The 20,803-nt window shown below is 59.1% G+C and carries 15 protein-coding genes; 10 read left to right on the forward strand and 5 right to left on the reverse strand.

Going from position 1 to position 20,803, the window contains the following annotated elements; all coding sequences use genetic code 11:
- The first annotated feature begins 127 nt into the window (after positions 1-127).
- The 4 genes from HDF09_RS07660 (at position 128) to HDF09_RS07675 (ending at position 4,259) form a co-directional block, all read left to right on the forward strand.
- A complete protein-coding gene (locus HDF09_RS07660; RefSeq protein ID WP_183764215.1) occupies positions 128-1,204 on the forward strand; it encodes a type III polyketide synthase in 1,077 nt (358 codons plus the stop codon).
- Positions 1,205-1,247: 43 nt separating this feature from the next.
- On the forward strand, positions 1,248-2,411 hold the full coding sequence (locus tag HDF09_RS07665; protein ID WP_183764218.1) for an NAD(P)/FAD-dependent oxidoreductase: 1,164 nt from the start codon (positions 1,248-1,250) through the stop codon (positions 2,409-2,411).
- An 88-nt stretch (positions 2,412-2,499) separates the two neighbouring features.
- Positions 2,500-2,757 (forward strand): acyl carrier protein, encoded by a 258-nt coding sequence (locus HDF09_RS07670; RefSeq protein ID WP_183764220.1) that lies wholly within the window; start codon positions 2,500-2,502, stop codon positions 2,755-2,757.
- A 74-nt stretch (positions 2,758-2,831) separates the two neighbouring features.
- Positions 2,832-4,259: a PP2C family protein-serine/threonine phosphatase gene (locus HDF09_RS07675; protein ID WP_183764223.1), complete on the forward strand. Its 1,428-nt coding sequence runs from the start codon at positions 2,832-2,834 to the stop codon at positions 4,257-4,259.
- Between the two features lie 129 nt (positions 4,260-4,388).
- Here the strand turns inward: HDF09_RS07675 and HDF09_RS07680 are convergent, their stop codons facing one another.
- A complete protein-coding gene (locus HDF09_RS07680) occupies positions 4,389-5,315 on the reverse strand; it encodes a class I SAM-dependent RNA methyltransferase (RefSeq protein WP_183764226.1) in 927 nt (308 codons plus the stop codon).
- Positions 5,316-5,466: 151 nt separating this feature from the next.
- Between HDF09_RS07680 and HDF09_RS07685 the strand changes: the two genes are divergently transcribed.
- Both HDF09_RS07685 and HDF09_RS21090 read left to right on the forward strand, forming a co-directional pair.
- On the forward strand, positions 5,467-5,820 hold the full coding sequence (locus HDF09_RS07685) for a nuclear transport factor 2 family protein (protein ID WP_183764229.1): 354 nt from the start codon (positions 5,467-5,469) through the stop codon (positions 5,818-5,820).
- A 523-nt stretch (positions 5,821-6,343) separates the two neighbouring features.
- Entirely contained in the window at positions 6,344-7,579 is a 1,236-nt protein-coding gene (locus HDF09_RS21090; protein WP_183764232.1) for a beta-ketoacyl-[acyl-carrier-protein] synthase family protein, read from the forward strand.
- An 11-nt stretch (positions 7,580-7,590) separates the two neighbouring features.
- Here HDF09_RS21090 and HDF09_RS07695 read toward each other — a convergent pair whose 3' ends face one another.
- Entirely contained in the window at positions 7,591-9,108 is a 1,518-nt protein-coding gene (locus HDF09_RS07695; protein ID WP_221270069.1) for an MFS transporter, read from the reverse strand.
- Positions 9,109-9,413: 305 nt separating this feature from the next.
- Between HDF09_RS07695 and HDF09_RS07700 the strand changes: the two genes are divergently transcribed.
- The 3 genes from HDF09_RS07700 to HDF09_RS07710 all read left to right on the forward strand — a co-directional run bounded on the left by HDF09_RS07700 (position 9,414) and on the right by HDF09_RS07710 (position 11,761).
- On the forward strand, positions 9,414-10,139 hold the full coding sequence (locus HDF09_RS07700) for an FkbM family methyltransferase (protein ID WP_183764238.1): 726 nt from the start codon (positions 9,414-9,416) through the stop codon (positions 10,137-10,139).
- A 389-nt stretch (positions 10,140-10,528) separates the two neighbouring features.
- Positions 10,529-10,723 carry a hypothetical protein gene (locus tag HDF09_RS07705; RefSeq protein ID WP_183764241.1) on the forward strand — a complete coding sequence of 65 codons (195 nt, stop codon included), beginning with the start codon at positions 10,529-10,531 and terminating at the stop codon, positions 10,721-10,723.
- A gap of 219 nt (positions 10,724-10,942) precedes the next feature.
- On the forward strand, positions 10,943-11,761 hold the full coding sequence (locus tag HDF09_RS07710; protein ID WP_183764244.1) for a glycosyltransferase family 2 protein: 819 nt from the start codon (positions 10,943-10,945) through the stop codon (positions 11,759-11,761).
- A 2-nt stretch (positions 11,762-11,763) separates the two neighbouring features.
- Here HDF09_RS07710 and fabF read toward each other — a convergent pair whose 3' ends face one another.
- The gene (gene fabF, locus HDF09_RS07715; protein WP_183766113.1) at positions 11,764-13,017 is read right to left on the reverse strand and encodes a beta-ketoacyl-ACP synthase II; all 1,254 of its coding nucleotides are present in this window, start codon (positions 13,015-13,017) and stop codon (positions 11,764-11,766) included.
- A 642-nt stretch (positions 13,018-13,659) separates the two neighbouring features.
- Here fabF and HDF09_RS07720 point away from each other — a divergent pair.
- A complete protein-coding gene (locus HDF09_RS07720; protein ID WP_183764247.1) occupies positions 13,660-16,992 on the forward strand; it encodes a TonB-dependent receptor in 3,333 nt (1,110 codons plus the stop codon).
- 74 nt (positions 16,993-17,066) lie between these two features.
- Here HDF09_RS07720 and HDF09_RS07725 read toward each other — a convergent pair whose 3' ends face one another.
- Positions 17,067-19,487 (reverse strand): phosphoketolase family protein, encoded by a 2,421-nt coding sequence (locus HDF09_RS07725; RefSeq protein WP_183764250.1) that lies wholly within the window; start codon positions 19,485-19,487, stop codon positions 17,067-17,069.
- 77 nt (positions 19,488-19,564) lie between these two features.
- Entirely contained in the window at positions 19,565-20,764 is a 1,200-nt protein-coding gene (locus HDF09_RS07730; RefSeq protein ID WP_183764253.1) for an acetate/propionate family kinase, read from the reverse strand.
- Positions 20,765-20,803: the final 39 nt, after the last annotated feature.

Genomic DNA, 20,803 nt, shown 5'->3' on the forward strand with positions numbered 1-20,803 from the left:
GCGTGTACCTTTAAACCATCGCTCCAACTCACGCCTCCAGACACCCTCGCAGGCGTGCAACTATCGACCATCACGCACCGTCAACAACAGCACTTCAATTTTCGTCACTAAAAGGGTTCTCATAAGCATGCGCATTGCATCTGTCGGCACGGCCTATCCACCTCACCGCTACTCCCAGGCACAAATCTCAGAAGCACTTACCGCGCGCTGGCAGGACCGCATGGAAGAACCCCGGCTCATCAACCGGCTCTTCGTCAACTGTGGTGTCGACTTCCGCAACCTCGTCTTCCCCCTCGACGTCTATGAGAACCTCTCCGGCTTCGGCCCCACCAACGACGCCTGGATCGTCGCCGCCGTCGAGCTCGGCGAAAAAGCCATCGACACTGCGCTGGCCCGCGTAGGCCTCACCCCCGCCGACATCTCCGCCATCTTCTTCGCCTCGGTCACCGGCATCGCCAGCCCCACCATTGACGCCCGCCTCATCAACCGCATGCCCTTCCCCACCAGCATCAAGCGCACGCCCATCTTCGGCCTCGGCTGCGTCGCTGGCGCCGCAGGCATCTCTCGCGCCTCCGACTACGTCCGCGCCTTCCCCAACCAGTACGCTCTGCTCCTCTCCGTCGAGCTCTGCTCCCTCACCTGGCAGGACAACGACCAGTCCATCGCCAACCTCATCTCCTGCGGCCTCTTCGGCGACGGCGCCGCCGCCGTCATCATCGCAGGCTCTGAGACCGCCCTCGCCAAGCGCACCTGCGCCACCTGCATCTCCGGCCCAAAGATCCTCGATACCCGCTCGACCTTCTATCGACACACCGAACACATCATGGGCTGGGACATCGGCGACATGGGCTTCAAAATCGTCCTCTCCCCCGACGTCCCCAAGGTCGTCAACGAACATCTTCGAGGCAACGTTGAGTCTTTTCTCACCGACAACGGTCTAACCCTCGATGACATTTCGAGCTACATCTTCCACTCCGGCGGCCCCAAAGTTCTTGAAGCCATGGAAACCACCCTCAACCTTCCAGATAACGCCCTCGAGCCTTCGTGGCGCAGCCTCCGCGAGGTCGGCAACCTCTCCGCAGCCTCGGTCCTTGCCGTACTCGAAGACGTACTCGTCAACGCCCCCGGCAAGCCCGGCACCTACAGCATCCTCGCTGCCATGGGTCCAGCCTTCTGTTCCGAGCTCGTTCTCCTGCAGTGGTAGCAGCCGTCTCTGCAGCATAAAACAAAGCCGAAAGCAGTCCCCGATGAACCTCCGCAACGGTCGATCCGCAGCGGAGGTTCTCATCGTTGGCGCAGGCCCAGCCGGCCTCGCTGCCGCCATCGCCTCCGCAACCAACGGCCTCCACGTCGAAGTCATCGACTCCAGGCAGCCGCCCATCGACAAGGCCTGCGGCGAAGGCCTCATGCCCGATGCCCTCCACGCCCTCGCCAACCTCGGCTTCAACCTCAATCGCGATCTGCACAACACCGAGAACTATCTCCTCAGCGGCATCCGCTTCCTCAACGACCACCCCGAGCGCAACCCCACCACCGCCGAAGCCATCTTTCCCGAAAACCCCGGCCGAGGCATCCGCCGCACCGTCCTTCACCAGCTTCTACTCGACCGCGCCCTCTCGCTCGGCGTCCGTTGCCACTGGGACAACTCCGTCCAAAGCATCGAGCCCGCCCCCACCGGCCACCACGTCCACACCAACCGTCAAATCATCCGCACCCGCTACCTCATCGGCGCCGACGGCCATCACTCCCGCATCGCCGCCTGGGCCGGCCTCACCGCCGCCACCGTTCACTCCCGCCGCATCGGCCTCCGGCAGCACTACGCCATCGCCCCCTGGACCAACTTCGTCGAGGTCTATTGGAGCAACCACGGTCAGGCCTACGTCACCCCAACCTCCTCCAACGAGGTCTGCGTCGCCTTCATCTCCAATAAAAAAATCCCCAGCCCCGATCTGGCCCTCACCCACTTCCCCACCCTCCAACGCCACCTCGCAGCAGCCACTCCCAGCAGCGCGCCGCGCGGCTCCATCACCCTCGGCCGCTCCCTCCGCCGAGTCACAGCAAACAACATCGCACTCCTCGGCGACTCCTCAGGCTCCGTCGATGCCGTCACCGGCGAAGGCCTCGCCCTCTGCTTCCGTCAGGCCTCAGCGCTCGCCCGCGCCCTCAACGCCGACGACCTCCCCTCCTACCAGCACGCCCATAGCCGCATTCAACTCGCTCCCAGCCTCATGTCCCGCAGCCTGCTTCAGATGGATCGCTCCCCTCGCCTCCGCGCCCGAGTCCTCAACACCTTCGAACGCTACCCCATCCTCTTCCAGCGTCTCCTCGAGGTCCACATCGACCACCGCGCCTGCATCTTCCCAGGTATTGACGAACTACTGGCAACCGGATTACACCTGCTGACAAGCTAAACTAGACCAGGGCGGCGGCCCCTGTGACCTTTACAGCGGCACTCGCCTCCCTGTAAGTTGAGCCTATCCCCGAGGACGCTGGAGTTCCATGACCGATATCGCTACACGCTGCATTGACATCATCGCAAAATCCAAGAGCATCCCCGCGGACTCCATCTCCCTCGCCAACACCTTCGACGAGCTCAACATCGACTCCCTCGACAAGATCAACATCTCCTTCGAGGTCGAAGAGGCCTTCAACATCGAGATCCCCGACGAAGCCCTCAGCACCCTCCGCACCGTAGGCGACATGGTCGAAGGCGTCGCCAAGCTCACCACCGCCCCCGCCCACATCACCACCCCCTGATCTCCCTGCCAAAACTCAACACCGCAAACAAAGCGTCGTAGTCTCCCCCGCGCGCCCGTGTATCATTCGCTCGTATGTACGTAGGCGACCCTCAACTGACAGCCAGTCAGGTTCTGCGGACCTTTCATCACGACGAGCTCTATCTCTTCCTGGGCGCCGCCATCACTGCCCTCGGACTAGTCTCGATCGCATTCGCCTTTCTCAGTCGCAAGTTCGACGCCATGCTCTTCTGGCTCGCCCTCTTCGCCATCTTCTACGGCCAAAGACTCTGGCTCCGGCTGGGACTGCTCACCCTCATCATCCCGCCCTCGCACTTCTTCAACGACCTCCGCGCCATCGGCAACTACCTCGTGCCCATCCCCGGATTCTTCTACTTCCTGACAGCAGGCTTCCTCGGCCGCTCTGGCCGCAAGATCGTCCTCGCTCTCACCACCGTGTTCCTGGCTCTAGCCGTCGCAACCATGTTCGTCGGCCAGAGGGACGCCTTTCAGATGACGAACAACATCGTAGTCATCGCTAGTCTGTTCGCACTCATCCTCCAATCCATGACGCGCAAGCAGACAGACCGGGACTTCATCATCGCCCGCCGCGGCATCTTCGTCTTCGTCGCCTTCGCGCTCTTCGACAACATCGGCCAAGCCCTCGGATACAGTCCGTTCATCGAGCCGATAGGCTTCACCATCTTCCTCGTAATCCTCGGCTACGTAGCCGCAAAGCGCAGCCTCCATCGCGATCAGCAGTTCAGCGACCTGCAAAAAGAACTCGACATCGCCCGGCGAATCCAGACCTCGATTCTCCCCCCGGCCTATCCCCAGTCCGCCCACTTCCACGTCGCCGCCCGCTACGTCCCCATGACCGCCGTCGCCGGCGACTTCTACGACTTCCTCATCGCCGATCAAACCCAGGCCGGCCTCCTCATCGCCGACGTCTCCGGCCACGGCGTTCCCGCCGCCCTCATCGCCGCCATGGTCAAACTCGCCGCCACGTCCCAGCGCTCCAACGCCGCCGAGCCCGCCCTCCTCCTCGCCGGAATGAACTCCGTCCTCTGCGGCAACACGCAGGAGCAGTTCGTCACCGCCGCCTACGTCTATCTCGACGCCGCATCCTCCACCCTCCGCTACTCTGCCGCCGCGCACCCGCCCATGTTGTTACTGCGTGGAGGAAGCGTGATCGAACTCACCGAAAACGGCCTCATGCTCGCAGCGTTCACCTTCGCAACTTACACAACCGCCGAATACGCACTCCAGTCCAGCGACCGCCTCCTCCTCTACACCGACGGCATCCTCGAAGCCACCAACGCCCAGGGAGAAGAGTTCGGATCAAGCCGCCTCCACACTCTGCTCAAAGAGGCCGCCGGCCTCAGCGCCGAAGCCGCCGCCGCCAGCATCCTCTCCTCGCTGGAAAGTTGGTCGTCCAAGTCCCAAAACGACGACCTCACCCTCCTCATCTGCGACTACTTCTCAGAAAACATCCCAGAAAATATCTCTGAGCCGCGACTCTAGAGAAAAAAGGTCGACGGTTCTCCCGTTGGTCGAAATCAATCTCTCCCCCGACCAAAGGGAGGACCAGCCGAAGGGGTATACAAGTCACGAAGTGACCGCCGCCCGCGCAGGGCGCCCGTCCGGCAGGACCTAATCGCGAGAGCGGAAAAGCACGATCCGATCCATCTCTGGCACTGCGGCAGCCTCAAGCCACGGCTCTTCCGCAACCACAGACGTACAAGGACCATAGGTGCAGACACGGATCCGGCGAGTAGCAGCCTCCCGCCTCAGACGTTCGAGCACATCGCGCAGGATGGCCCCCACAAAAGGAGTGTAAAGATAGAAGACTGTGCCGCGCGAAAGATCCGCCACTCGCGCATCCCCACAAAGGAACGTAGCCTTATTCACATTCAGCCGCTGCGCACACTGCCGCGCACGTTCCACATAGGCCGCCTCCAACTCAATCCCTACGCTGTTGGCGCCAGTGCAGATCGAAACCAGCAAGGGAACATGGCCCAGCCCCGAGCCAAGATCGACAACGACGTCCTCCGCAGTCAGCCCAGCCCCGCCAATCAGATCCCCGCCAATCAGGTCAAAGATATGGCGCGCTGGAGTCGGCTGATAAAACACCATCTCAGGCTCCCTCGCAACCTCTCCCGCGTCAGGCTCTTCGAACTGCAACACGCCACTGACCAGCTCATCCAGGTAGTCATAGCCCACGTCGGCATCCACGCTATTGGCCGCCCCGCCCCCTGCGTCCCTCTCCGGAGGCGACTGAACCCACCGAAGCAAAGCATCATGCCCGCGCCCAAGCCGAATATCACCTCGAATGGCTTCGTACAGCTCTCCATTCGCAGCCTCCAGCCTGGCGCAAACCGCCTTCGCGCGAAGATAAAGTTCCGCATCCTTCGACTCAACCCCGAGTACCGATTGAGGGACATCCGGGACATCCGGACGAAAAGCAAGATAAGCATCAAGTCGGTCCAGCGCCTCCAACCGTTCGCGAAGCCGATCCGGCTCAAGCAGCGACCGATCCTCTTCCAGCTGCCGCACAACGCGCTCAATGGCATCGATCAACTATGGGAAAGCTCCTTTCCTAAGCAACTCCTGCTGGCTTCCTCTCAGGGTTCATTTGGCGAAACGCTTCCATACGGTCACTTGTCCGAAGACCCGGCTTATTTGGCTCTAGGTTATCGCGTCTGAGATCATGTGCGAACGGGGAGAATTCATGTCAAGAGAACAGAAAGTCGCTGCAGTTGAAGCTTATTTGGATTGCTTTGTAACAAAGGATTTGTCGAAGGTGTCCTTTGCCGAAGACGTAACATTTGAAGGCCCGCGCATGCCAAAGTTGACGGGGCGGCCAACTGTATTTGGATTTCTCACGCATATTCTCCCTATGGTTAAGGGTATTCAGTTAAAGCAGCACATCGTCGAAGGAGATTACGTCGCGACCGTCTTCGACATGGAGACAGTGAACGGAGTGGATCACGTCTGCGACCGAATTCACATCGTAGACGGACAGATTAAGGCGATACACGCGTTCTATTACCCAGACGAGATACCCGAGGGACAGACTAGTTAGCGCGTGCGTCTGGCAATCGCGGTGTCCCGAAAAGGGTAGCTTGTAGAGATAGTTTTAGTCCTTCTATCGACCGAAAGAGGTCCTGTCCTGACCTGGAGATTTGAGAGCAATGCCGGGACGGACCTCAAAGTTCCGTAATCTTCCCCGGCACGGTCTCCTCCCCCAAACCCTGTCAACCCCCGAAACCCCCAAACCCCGCGTCAATCCAGCGTAAAAGCGTGGCGTATGAGTTTGCTCCAGACAGATATAATGGAAACAGAACAAGAAAGCCCCTGAGATCAACAGGGGCTTTTCTTTGACAACTGATAGGCAGATCATGGACAGCACACCGACAGGATCCCGTAACCCATTTGGATGGAATATTTTGCAAGCAACCCCTTTCAATACAATACTTTGCAGACCCACACTCCATGCAAACCATTCAAAACAAGTATTTTAGCCGCAAAATACCCCCAGGGGGAGGGGGGAGGGGTCAGCCCCCGGCAGAATCTACAATCACCAAAAGCACCATCAGGGAGAAGAAGTGAATCGTGTCGTAGTCACCGGCCTCGGATGCATCACCCCCATCGGCAATACCGTCGCGGACTTCCGCACCTCCCTCTTCGCCGGCACCACCGGCATCGCCCCCTTCCCCCCCTACCCCGAAGCCCCCGCCCGCGCCGCTGACGACAAGACCCAGGGCCTCCGCTTCACCCAGACCGCCGCCGTCAAAGACTTCGACGCCCGCCAGCACCTCGACTCCGGCATCCTCACCGCCACCGACCGCACCGTACACTTCGCCGTCGTAGCCGCCCGGCAGGCCGTCGCAGAGTCCCAGCTCACCAGCCACTACGCACCAGACAGAATCGCCATCGTAGTCGGCTGCGCCTGCGGGGGCCGCCAGGCCGAAGAGACCGAGACCAACAAGCTCTACACCCGCGACGCCCGCGTCCATCCCCTCACCGTCGTCCGCACCATGGCCTCGGCCGGCGCCAGCAACATCTCCATCGACCAGAAGATCACCGGCCCAGCCCTCAACATCTCCACCGCCTGCGCCTCCGGCACCCACGCCATCGGCCTCGCCTTCCAGATGATCCGCTCCGGCATGATCGACGCGGCAATCACCGGCGGCCACGAAGCCCCCCTCACCTTCGGCTTCCTCCGCGCGTGGGACAGCATGCGAGTCGTCTCCCCCACCTACTGCCGCCCCTTCTCTGCCGACCGCGACGGCATGACCCTCGGCGAAGGCGCCGCCATGTTCACCCTCGAAACCCTCGAGTCCGCCAGGGCCCGCAACGCCACCATCTACGCCGAGATCGTAGGCACCGGCAGCTCCGCCGACGCCAGCCACGTCACCCAGCCCCACCCCGACGGCGCAGCCGCCGCCATGCGCGCCGCCCTCAAGGACGCCAGCGCCTCATCTGATGAGGTCGGCTACCTCAGCGCCCACGGCACCGGCACCCTGGTCAACGACGTCACCGAAGCCGCCGCCATCCATCAGGTCTTCGGCCCCCTCGCATCAAAGATCCCCGTCAGCTCCACCAAATCCCTCCACGGCCACTCCATTGGAGCCAGCGGAGCCCTCGAAGCCCTCGCCACCATCCTCGCCCTCAAGGAGAGTCTCCTCCCCGCCAACACCGGCATCACCCAGGTCGACCCGGCCATCGACCTCGACATCATCCTCGGCGCCCCCCGCAAAGCCTCGCCAAAACTAGCCCTCTCCAACTCCCTCGCCTTCGGAGGCCTCAACGCCGTCCTCGCCATCCGCTCCATCGAATAAATCAAAAAAAGTCACTCAACCCGCGCGGGCGTCGGCCTTCCCTCAATCAGCAACGCCGCACTCAAAGCACTCGCCACCGAGAGCCCCACTGCAATCCACAGCACCACCCCATAAGCACTGACAAACGACTCCCCAATCAGCCGCTGCACCCGCACATCGTCACTCTTCGCGGCAGCCAGCTTCGCCCTCTGGGCCTCGACACTCTGCCGCTCCGCCGCAGGCAGCCCCAGCTCATCGAGCCCCCGTCCCAGCCTCCCGTTGAACGTCAAAGAAAACACCAGCCCCATCACCGCAACCGCCAGCAACCCCGCCACGCGCGACACCGCATTATTGATCCCAGAAGCCACACCAGCCCGGCTCTGATCGATCGAACTCATTACCGTAGTCGTCAACGGAGCCACGCTCACCGCCAACCCCAGCCCAAGCACAATCACCGCCGGAAACACTGTCGACCAGTAAGAACCACCCATCCCACCCCGCCGAAACAAACCAAATCCCAGCCCCGAGATCAACGGCCCAACGATAAGCGGAAGCCGCGCCCCATACTTCACAATCAACCCACCCGACCAGCGCGACAGCACAAAGATCAACAAGATCAGCGGAAGCAACGCCCCACCCGCCTGCGTAGCCGAGTAGTGCTGCACCTGGATCAGATCCAACGGCAGAAAAAACAACGCCCCACCCAGGGCCCCATACAAAAACAACGTCATCAGATTCGCCCCGCTGAAGGTCCGCGATCGAAACAGCCCCAGCGGCAGCATCGGAGCCTCAGACCGCGATTCCACCACAAAGAACGCCGCAAGAGCCGCCACGCCAACCACTCCAGCAACCACCGCCCGCCTCCCACCGCCCCCAGCCTCAATCAAGCCAAACGTAATCCCGCACAATCCCACCGTAGCCAGAGCCGCCCCCCACCCATCCAGCCTCTGCACCATCCCCTCATCGCGACTCTCCGGCACCCGTGCCAAAGAGATCAACACCACCAGCCCCGCCAGCGGCAAGTTGATAAAGAACACCCAACGCCAAGAGAGATGCTCGATCAACCAACCACCGAGCACGGGCCCCACAGCCGTAGTGATCGCAGTAAACCCCGACCACGTCCCGATCGCACTCCCTCTCTCCTCTGCGCAGAATGACGAACTGATCAGCGCAAGGCTACCCGGCACCAGCAAAGCCCCACCCACTCCCTGCAACCCCCGCGCCACAATCAGCGCACGAACATCGTCAGCAAACCCGCACCACGCCGAAGCCCCGGCAAACAGCACCACCCCAATCAAAAAGATCTTCCGCCGCCCATAGAGATCGCCGAGCGACCCGCCCACCAGCAGCAGCGCCGCCAAAAATAACGCATAAGCCTCAACCACCCACTGCACATCGGTCACAGTCGCATTCAGAGCACTCTGCAACGCCGGCAGCGCAACGTTCACCACCGTCCCATCGATGAACACCATGCTCGATCCAAGAATCGTCGCCGCGAGCACCCACACTCCGCCCCGCGTCTTCTCCGGTGCTGAGGCCAAACTGCGCATCGCACCTTCTTCACAAGGCAAATTCGGCATGATCTTTTTACCCCGCCGCCGCAGATGATACCAGCATTCAGCAATGACGCCCTTCCTGCCGACAGTGCGCCTCTCTCCCAAGACTTCGCTTCTCCGCTGCCCAATGCACCTTCATACAGTTTCAATGGCGTCGCGGGCATTCACGCGTACGCACACGATCGTTTCTGTTTCCTTAAGCAGTAGCACTAAAAATACTTATCGGCGGGCTATACTGCTCGCAACGGAACCGGTTTTATAAGGCCTTCCGAATGTGGCACTCATTCCATGGAGCAGCAATGCCTCTAAAGCAGATCGCACTGAAGTACCTTCCCGATTCTGTCCTCAAGCCTGTTCGTGCCCGTCATTACCAGGACCAGTTGAAGCATTACGACCTCAACGATGAGCCCGATCTCCTAGGTTGCAAAGCGCTCCTGCGTGCCGGCGATGTCGTGTTCGACATTGGCGCCAACATCGGTGTCTACACCCGTTTCTGTTCGGAGTTCGTTGGCCCAACCGGACAGATTCATTCCCTTGAACCCGTCCCCGAGACCTTCTCTTACCTCACCTCCAACGTCCGCGCCCTCAACCTCCCCAACGTCACCTGCTACAACCTTGCCGCCTCGGACCGTGACCAGGACCACGCCGCAATGAGCATGCCGCAGTACGCCTCGGGAGGCGCAAACATCTACGAGTCCACCCTCTCAGAGACGGGAGACATTCCCGTCAAAGTAACGCGACTCGACACCCTCTTTCCAACTCTCAGCCCGCGGCTCATCAAGTGCGATGTCGAGGGGCACGAGATCCCATGCATCAACGGCGCGCTCGAGCTGATCGCTCGTTCCCGTCCCGTATGGGTTGTTGAGGTCTCCAGCTCTCGCACCTTCGAGCTCTTCGCCTCGCTCGACTACGATGCATACATCTACGAACACGGTACCTTCCGGATCGTGACTCCCTCCGACAAAACACCAAACTACTTCTTCCTTCCTCACGAGCAGAGCTCTTTGGTGAGCAATCCCGCTTAGGGCTTGAGGGATCGTGACACTAGCTGCTGCCAGCCTCGGGATTCTAGAGGCGGAGCAGCAACGCGAACAGCCATCTCCTCCATTTCACCTAATCAAATCGTCCTCCGTGGCCACTTCATCGGAGCCGACAGCCGCCTAATTTTCTTTCCTAAACTTCGCTCCCGACGAGCCCGCTCCTACGTCGGCCAACGTCCGTTACTTGTGCAGCATCAAGGCTTACAGCTAACCTTAATTCACGAGACGGCTAACATCCTCCCCCTCCTTCTACTGTCAACTCTTACCGCCTGTCTTCATGCACAGGCGAAACTCGCCATCTCGAAATTTGCCATCTATGGAACAGTGGAGGCGAAAAGAGCCTTCCCAACCAAGGCTGGACCACTGCCGGAACCGTGGGTCTTTACGTAGGCGTCGCGAACCTGGGCCCCATCGCACTAGCAGTCGACGGTCGCGCCGATCTCTCCAGCAACCTCAATAGCGGCCTCATCGGCCTCGCCTCGCCGTTCATCTCCCAGCCTTCCCCCTCAAGCCATACGCCGAAATTCTCATCGGAGGTTCCAGCTACAGCAAAACCGCAGCTGGTCTAAAAGATCCCAGCCAGTTCACCTCCCGTGCAGTCTTCGGTGCCGATACAACGATCCTTCCCCACATCGACTGGCGCATCGCCGACTTCAGCTATAGCCTCAATAACTCCTCGAACGGTGACAACGCAAAGACTCTCACCACAGGGCTGGTCCTGCGCTTCTAGACTCAAGTCCTGCGCTTCTAGTCTCAACCGGAGATCATCGCGATACCATAGTCGATAGATGATCTCCGTTCTCATCCTCACCCGCAACGAGCAGCACGATCTCCCCGACTGCCTCTCCTCCGTCTCCTGGTCCGACGACATTCACGTCTTCGACTCCCACTCCACAGACAACACCGTCGAGATCGCCAATGCCGCCGGCGCCCACATCCACACCCGCACGTTCGACGACTACGCCACCCATCGCAACGCCGCCCTCACTACCATCCCCTTCAAACACACCTGGGTCTTCATCCTCGACGCCGACGAGCGCCCCACCCCAGAGCTCTCTCGCGAGATGCAACAACTCTCCCTCGCCGCTCCCGACCAGACCGCAGCCTTCCGAGTACGGCGCCGTGACTTCCTCTTCGGCACCTGGCTCAAACACGCGCAGATCTCTCCGTTCTACATCCGCCTCGTACGCCCCGAGCACGCCCGCTACACCCGCGCCATCAACGAAGTCCTTGAGATCGACGGTCCCGTAGCCCAGCTCAGCTACCCACTCGATCACTACCCCTTCTCCAAGGGCATCGTCCGCTGGATCGAGAAGCACAACCTCTACTCCACCATGGAGGCTGAGCTCATCGTCCGCAATCAAGGCCTGCAAAATCCCTCCTTCATCACAGCCTTCCGCGACCCAGACTTCCACACCCGGCGCCTCCACCAGAAGGCCATCTTCTACCGCCTGCCCGGACGCCCTCTCCTCAAGTGGCTCTACATGGTCTTCTTCCGCGGAGCGATCCTCGACGGGAGCGCTGGCCTCACCTACGCCACCCTCCAGGCCTTCTACGAGTACCTCATCGTCCTCAAGACCAAAGAGCTGCGCAGCGGCGGAGCATAAACTCATCCCTCAGAGTGATGTACCCGGAAGATCAGCGAAGCGTTCGTCCCTCCAAATCCGAACGAGTTCGACATCGCATACTCCATCGGCACGCTGACAGCTTTGTCCCTCACTAATCCAAACTTAACCACCTCATCCAGATCTTCGATGTTCGTAGTCGGAGGAGCGATCTGATCCCGCAGCGCCAGCACCGTAATGCCCGCCTCAAGACTCCCCGCACCACCCAGCAGATGTCCCGTCATCGACTTCGTCGAACTCACCAGAAGACTCTTCGCGTGATCCCCAAACGTCTCGTCGATCGCCCGCGCTTCCGCTCTGTCTCCCAGCGGAGTAGACGTAGCATGCGCATTCAAATACTGAATCGCGCTCGGCTCGAGATCAGCATCCTTGAGCGCCAACTGCATCACACGCCGAACTCCGCGCCCATCCTCCGGCGGAGCGTTCGTATGAAATGCATCCGAGTTCGCAGCATAGCCCACAATCTCAGCCAGTATCGTAGCTTCTCGCTTCAGCGCATGCTCCCGCTCCTCAAGCACAAGAACTCCCGCGCCCTCGCCCACAACAAATCCGTCGCGCCCGCGATCCCACGGCCGTGAAGCCCGCGCCGGATCATCATTGCGCGTCGACAGAGCCCGCATCGCACCGAACCCACCCACCGAAAGAGGCGTGACCGCAGCTTCACTCCCGCCGCAGATCATCGCATCCGCATCGCCCCTCTGAAGTATCCTGAACGCCTCACCAACTCCATGCGCCCCAGTCGTACACGCAGTGGCACACGTCAGGTTCGGTCCGGTAGCCCCGTAACGTATCGAGATCTGACCCGCCGCCAGATTAGCGATCGTCGCCGTAATAAAGAACGGCGAAATCCTATCGGGGCCGCCACTCTGCAGCTTCGTATGCTCCCGCTCGATCACCTCGAACGCCCCAATCCCGCTGCCGACGTACACGCCCACGCGCTCCGCATCCTCAGCCGACATATCCAGTCCCGACTGCTCCATCGCAAACTGCGCCGCAGCCATCGCAAACTGAATGAAGCGCCCCATCTTCTTCACCTCCTTGCGATCGACAAAGTTCTCAGCAACAAATCCCTTTACCTCTCCGGCAAACTGGCAGCTGAATCTCTCCGGATCAAACAGTGAAATTCTGTCGATACCGGAGTCCCCTCTTTGCAGCGCGGCCCAGGTCGCTTCCGTGCCAACCCCTACCGGACTCACCAGCCCAACCCCCGTCACCACAACGCGAAACTGCTCTCTCATATCTGTCTTCGAAGTCATCCAACTCCTCTTTTCGCAACGGGCAGCCATCACCTCGCACGTCGAACGCCTGTCCTTCGAAGACAAACAGCTGTCTCGAAAAACATTTTATTTACATGATAATCATAATTTATTTCTACCAAATCTAGAGAGAGCCTTGAAAGCGAAGTCACCCAGACTCCAACGCGAAATCGGCCCAACAACTCGCAATCATCTGTCTGAAAAAGACTCCCAAAAAGCGATGCGTCGCCCGAAACTGGAACCGACTTCGCAAAGTTATGTCGACTCACGCTCCCGCCAGACAGCCCTGCAAAACCCGTCGGCAACGCTTCGCAGTCAGACTTCCTCTCGACTCTCAAAGTTACAAATCTTTTTCTCCCAATCTGAGATCCCTGTCTTTCAGGCCGTTAAATTCGTTGTGTAATATCTCAAAAAAATTCTTGCAATATTCGTGAAAGCCATTTACGGTTGGCTCACTCTTTCTTAATTTGCCGTTTTCGCCACACTTCTAGCAGCCGCTTGGCCCTTGGAACACAGTGACGCACCCGCAGCATTCCGCTGCGACGCCGGCTTGTTGTCTAAAACGACTTCAAAAAATCGCTTAAGAGCGATCAAGGAGATTCTTTGTCTTTTTTCGGAGGTCCTATGCATAGGCAATCGGTAAGCCCCCTACAGGCTGTGCTCTACAGTCTCGCCGCCATTCTGCTAACCACTCTCGGAACATCGTTTGCGAACGCCCAGACCTTCCGTGGAGGAATCAACGGTACCGTAACCGACCGCACCGGCGCCGCCATCGCCAACGCAACCGTCATCGCCGTCCAAACCGACACCGACATCAAGCACACCACCACCAGCTCCAGCGGCGGAGAGTTCCTCTTCCAGGATCTTCCTCTCGGCAGCTACAGCGTCACCGTCAGCTTCTCAGGCTTCCAGACCGTGAAAACCGACAAGATCTCCGTACAGGCCGGAGTCATCTTCACTCTCCCAGTCTCCCTTCCACTCTCCAGCTCCGCCACTACGGTAGAAGTCGATGCAGCAGCCGTAGCTCTCGACACAACAACCACCACGCAGACCACGGTGCTTGACGCCAAGGTCGTCGCAGACCTCCCACTCAACGGCCGCGACTTCACCCAGATGATCTCGCTCACTCCCGGCTACGCCGGATACAGCGGCGGCGGCTACGGCTCGCTCAACGGCACCCGCGCCAACCAGATGAACTGGCAGATCGACGGCGTGGACAACAACGATCTCTGGCATAACATCCCTGCGGTCAATCAAGGCGGCGTCTCCGGCATCGCCGGCATCATCCTCCCACTCGACGCAGTCGATCAGTTCTCTGCCCAGACACAGTCAGGTCCCGAAGGCGGCCGCAACCCAGGTGGCACCGTCAACCTGACTCTTCGTTCTGGCACCAATCAGCTTCACGGTACCGCATACTACTTCAATCGCAACGAAGTCTTCGGAGCCAAGAGCCCCTTCTCCTCCACCAAGCAGAAGGTTCGCAACTACAACACCGGCTTCTCCGTCGGCGGCCCCTTCCTCAAAGACAAACTCTTCGGCTTCGCCACCTTTGAACATCAGCGCTTCGTCATCGGCCAATCCGGGAACGCAACCGAGCCCTCCGTAGGCTGGCAGAGTCAAGCACAGGCAATCCTTGCGCAGAACGGAATTGCGGTCAACCCAGTCATGCAGAGCGTCCTCAACAGACTCTGGGGTTCAAGTGTCCTCGCGAAAGACACGGTGGGAACCGTAAACAACTTCCATTCCAGCGATCCCGAGTACGGATACAGCTGGAACGGTCTCGGCAAGGTTGACTATCGCCTCAGCGACAAAGACAACCTCAGCGCTCACTGGTTCGTCGGTCAAGGAAGTCAGGTTGCACCCGTCGGCTCGCAGCTCCTCGCTTACTACGAAGTCGCACCCATTCACGTACAAAACATCGCTATCGTCTACAACCGCGTCATCTCGTCCAGCATCTCCAACCAGGTTCTCGCCGGAGTCAACTACTTCAATCAGGTTTTCAACGACAACCAGACCGGACAGGATGTTCAAAGCCTCGGTTTCATCACTGGCGCCACCTTCCCGAACGCTCCGAACATCACCATCGGCAGGCCCGCCACCACAGGCGGTGGCACAAGCGCCGCAAGCAGCAACTTCGACCCCGTCGGCCTGACTCCTCCCGAGGGTCGCAACGACATCACAGGTCACCTCACCGACCAGCTCTCCTGGACCAAAGGAAAACACCAGATGCGCTTCGGCGGAGAATACCGTCAGGCACAGTTGGATGAGTTCTATCATCGCCATGCAACCGGCAGTTTCACCTTCGATGGAACTCAGACGACTGCGGTCGCTACCCAAAGAAATGGCGGCAACGCGCCGACACCGAATCCAGATGGTCTGGACGGATACCGCTACTCCCTCGCCGACTTTTTGGCTGGGACAACCTCCGCCGCCAGCATCACCATCGGCGACCCCGAGCGTCAGGTCTTCGTCAACACCTGGTTCCTCAACGCCGGCGATTCATGGCAACTCTCGCCAAAGCTGAACGTCAACTACGGAATCCGTTACGACTACGAAGGTCCACTCCACAACTCGAACAAGGATATGTCCGTTTTCCGTCCAGGCCTGACCGCCACCAACGGCCTCGCATTCCAGGGCAGCGAAATCGACTCTCTTTATCCCAAGTACTACAAGAACTTCAGCCCGCGCGTCGGCCTCAGCTATGCTCTCGATTCCAACACCGTCATTCGTGCAGGCTACGGATGGTACGCTGACACCCCAAACCTCAATCCCTTCCTCGACAATCGCCCCGGCAATCAGGCTCCCAACGGCGTCGAAGGCAATCCCGGCGGCGCAAGCCCTGTCTACTCTGTCTCAGCTGCAAATGGCGGATCAAACACAACCATTGTGCAGGGAGTCCCCATCTTTCCGTCCTCGGTTGGCTATCCGTGCAAACCAACTTCGCCCTGCGGCGTCTTCTCCGTCAACCCCAACTTCCGCCCCTCCTACAACGAGAACTACAACGTCAACCTCGAGCACACTCTGGCACCCAGCGTAATCTTTCAACTGGGTTATGTAGGCTCGTCAGCCCGTCATCTCCTCAGCCTCCTCGACATCAACCAGGCCACTCCCGGCGTCTATGTAAGTGACCCGCCAACGCTCCCAAATGCTGAGTCCGCTGACTTCAAACGCCAGCAACATCGTCCCTTCTACAGCCAATACGGCCAGTACGGAAACATCAACCAGATCGAAAGCATCGGCACCGCAAACTACAACTCGCTTCAAGCACAAATTCGCATCACCAACTGGCATCACTTCTCCACACAAACCATCTACACCTGGTCTCACGCCCTTGACGAAGTCAGCGCCTACCGCGGCGCTCTCCCTCAAGACAGCACCAACTTCAAAGGGGACTACGGCAACTCAGACTTCGACACCCGGAACACCTTCGTCAGCTTCATGAGCTACGAAGTTCCTGGCTCGCAGCATCTGAAAGGCCTCACCGGTGGCTGGCAGGTCAACGGTCTGCTCTCCTTCCATGGTGGCCAGCCTTTCACCGTTCACGCCTCCGGGGACCTCAGCGGAACCAACGAAGGCAACGACCGCGCAGTTCAAATTGCTCCCGCGCGCGTCGGCTATCAAGGCCAGTCCACAACCGCGAACTGGATCGACCTCAGCGCGTTCCAGGATCCCACTCCGGGCACCTTCGGCACCGTTCGCCGCAACTCCTTCTACGCTCCCGGCTACAGTGACGTCGATCTCTCCGTCTTCAAAAACACGAGAATCGGCGAGCGGCTCACCATCCAGTTACGCGCAGAGATGTTCAACCTCCTCAACCGGAATAACTTCGCTCCTCCTTCCCCCTCCGTCGGCGGCAGCTCACAACTCAGCGACACCATCGGCGACTACAACGGCGCACCCGGCATCGGCGCTGGCGAAGCCTTCAACACACAATTCGGTGGAAAGATCATCTTCTAACCCAACCCCGCGACAAAAAGCCCCATCCAGCAGAGCATCGCAGGATGGGGCTTTTTCACGTCGAGGCAATCGATCTACAAAGGCCACTTCCACTCCCGAATCTCCTTGCTATCAATCCCGTTCTCATGCGCGTAGTTCACCGCTTCGATAATCTGCCCCTTCAGCCACTCCTTCGTATGCGCCGCCGTCATCTGCAGCCGCGGCACTCGATCGATCACATCGATCGCCAGGTCAAACCGATCGATCTGATTCAGAATTGCCAGCTCCAACGGAGTATTGATATTCCCCTTCTCCTTGTACCCGCGCACATGAAAGTTCTCATGATTCGTCCGCTTATACGTCAACTTATGAACCAGCGAAGCATAGGCATGGAAGTTGAAGATCACCGGCTTATCCTTCGTAAACAGGCTATCGAACTCCCTCTCCGAAAGCCCATGCGGATGCTCCGTCTCCGGCATCAACCGAAAGAGATCCACCACGTTCACAAACCGAATCTTCACATCCGCACATCGCTCCCGCAGAATCGCAACCGCAGCCAACGCCTCCTCCGTCGGAATATCCCCGGCACAAGCAATCACCACATCCGGCTCATCCCCCGCATCGCTGCTCGCGAAGTCCCAGATCCCGATCCCCTTCGTGCAGTGCGTTATCGCATCCTCCATATTCAGATACTGCAGATGCGGTGCCTTATCCGCGACGATCACATTCACGTAGTTTGAACTGCGCAGACAGTGATCCCCAACACTCAACAAGCAGTTCGCATCCGGCGGCAGATAGATCCTCGTCACCTCCGGACTCTTATTCGTCACCACATCCAGAAATCCCGGGTCCTGATGCGTAAATCCATTGTGATCCTGCCGCCACACCAGCGAAGTAATCAGCAGATTGATCGACGAAATCGGCGCCCGCCATCTCAGCTCCAGCTTGCTCTTCTCCAGCCACTTCGCATGCTGGTTGAACATCGAATCGATGATGTGCACAAACGATTCATACGTCGAAAAGAAGCCATGCCGCCCCGTCAGCACATAGCCTTCGAACCAGCCTTCCAGCGTATGCTCGCTCAAAATCTCCATCACGCGGCCCTCACGCGAGAGGTCTCCACCGTCCGCATCCTCCGGCAGCAGCTTCGCCATCCATGTCTTCCCGTGGCTCCCTTCATAAATCGCCTGCAGCTTATTCGACGCCGTCTCATCCGGCCCAAACACGCGAAAGCTCGTCATGTTCCTCTTCATCGCATCACGCAAGAAATGCGCCAACACATCCGTCGGCGGAACCTCGACCTGGCCCGGCTTCTCCACGTTTACCGCATAGTCGCGAAAGTCCGGCAGCTCCATCGGTTTTCGCAGCAGTCCGCCATTCGCGTGCGGATTCGCAGTGATCCTTCGTTGCCCGACAGGAGCCATCTCCCTCAACTCCGCGATCAGCTTGCCCGATTCATCGAACAACTCCTCAGGCTTATAGCTCTTCATCCACTTCTCAACCAGCTTCAAGTGCTTCGGATTCGTCACCGGATCGAGAACCGGCATCTGGTGCGCTCGCCACGAGCCCTCCAGCTTGTGCCCATCAATCTCCTTCGGGCAAGTCCATCCCTTCGGCGAGCGCAGAATAATCATTGGCCATCGTGGTCGCTCAGGCTCTGTCCCCTTACGCGCACTCCTGGCCTTCTTCTGAATCGCGCGAATCTCCTTCACGCAATCCTCCATCACCCCCGCCATCAACTGATGCATCGTCGCCGGATCATCTCCTTCGACGACATGCGGCTCCCAGCCATATCCTTTGAACATCCACGCCAGCTCTTCAGGCGAAATACGCGCCAACACCGTCGGATTCGCAATTTTGTAACCGTTAAGGTGCAGTATTGGCAGCACCGCACCATCCCGCACAGGATTCAGAAATTTATTCGAATGCCACGACGTGGCCATCGGCCCGGTCTCGGCCTCTCCATCTCCCACAACCACGGTCACAATCAAATCAGGATTATCGAACGCCGCACCAAACCCATGCGACAAGCTATACCCAAGCTCGCCGCCCTCATGGATCGACCCCGGCGTCTCCGGCGTGCAGTGACTCCCAATACCCCCGGGAAACGAAAACTGTTTAAAGAACTTCTGCATTCCCGAAATGTCTTCGCTCTTATCCGGATACACCTCCGAATAAACACCCTCCAGATAGCTATTCGACAGAGTCGCAGGCGCCCCGTGACCCGGCCCCGACAGGTAAATCAAATCCAGATCGTACTTCTTAATCAGCCGGTTCAAATGCACCCACACAAACGTCTGCCCAGGGTCCGACCCCCAATGCCCAAGCAACCGATTCTTAATGTGCTCCGGTTTCAAAGGCTCCCGCAACAACGGATTCGCCCGCAGATAGAGCATTCCCACACAAAGATAGTTACAGGCGCGCCAATAGGCATCCATCTTTCGCAGCTCGTCAGCCGAAAGCGGCTTACCACCCTGACTCTTATCTTTAACCAACTCCTTGGAAACATTGCTCATAGATAAACTCCGTCGGTCGTAGTTCAGTAAAGTCGAAAATAAGAAGCAAGCTCAGACAATTTGTAACCATAAGAGATCTATTTGGAAGATTGAGCCATTTGATGAACATGAATCGCGATCATCCAATCCTCTTTAGCCGGGACAACAAGCACGGCCGCTGCTGAGTCAGATGCGCTTATCCGTCTGACAGCGTTGCCCTTGGCCTCGTTCAACTCAGAATTAATAGAAATGCCCAATCCGTCCATTCCAGCCAGTATCTCCGCGCGCGACCGCGCATCATGCTCCCCGATTCCACCCGCAAACACGATCGCATCGATCCCACCCATCAGCGCAAGAAAGCCCCCCAACGCCTTCTTCACACTCCGCGTAAAAATCTCCGCCGCCAGACCTGCCCGTGCATCGCCCTTCGCCACGGCCTCCCGCACAGCCTTCATATCGTTCGGCATCCCCGAAAGCGCCACCATCCCCGCATCATGGTTCAGCATCTTCTCCAACGCCCCTACCTGGTCGCCCTTCCTCTGCCGCAACAGATAAAGCACCAGCCCCGGATCGAGATCTCCCGGCCGAGTCCCCATCACCACGCCACCCGTCGGCGTAAGCCCCATCGTCGTGTCGATCGAGCATCCATCCACCAATGCCGTAACGCTGCACCCGCTCCCCAGGTGCGCAATCGCCATCCGCTTCGGAAACGAAATCTCCTTCTCCGCTCGCAGCTGCTGCACAATCGACTCGCAGCTCAAGCCATGAAATCCATACCGCCGAACTCCCCGCTCGCGATACTCCACCGGAATCGGATACGTCGTCGCGGCCTGAGGCATCGTCTGGTGAAACACCGTGTCAAAGCAGGCGTAGTGGGCCACACTCGGAAACTTCGCCATCATGTCCTTGATCACCTCAATCACCGCAGGATCATGCAGCGGCGCAAACACCACCGCCTCCTCCAGATCCTTCAGCACCTCCCCGGTAATCCGCTGATGCCGATCCAGCTTCGCTCCCGGATGCACGACGCGATATCCCACCGCGTCCACCCTCGGCAGACCCTCCCCACTCACCGCTCCAACCACCAGTCCAATCGCCTCCACCGCCGTCTGGGCCTTTACCTCGCTGCGGCCGCCACTTAAATCCCGCCCACCAGCGTCGCGAAACTTAAAACTCCCCTTGGCCCCGCCAATGCCGGTCACCTCACCCTCAAACAGCGACCGGGTCTCCTCCCCCTCAGCTTCAAACAGGGAAAACTTTATCGACGAAGATCCGCTATTGATAACGAGTATGTGCACAGCACCCCTGTCGCAAAAACCCTTCCCTACGTTACACCC

The sequence above is a fragment of the Edaphobacter lichenicola genome, from assembly GCF_014201315.1.
Lineage (GTDB): Bacteria > Acidobacteriota > Terriglobia > Terriglobales > Acidobacteriaceae > Edaphobacter > Edaphobacter lichenicola_B.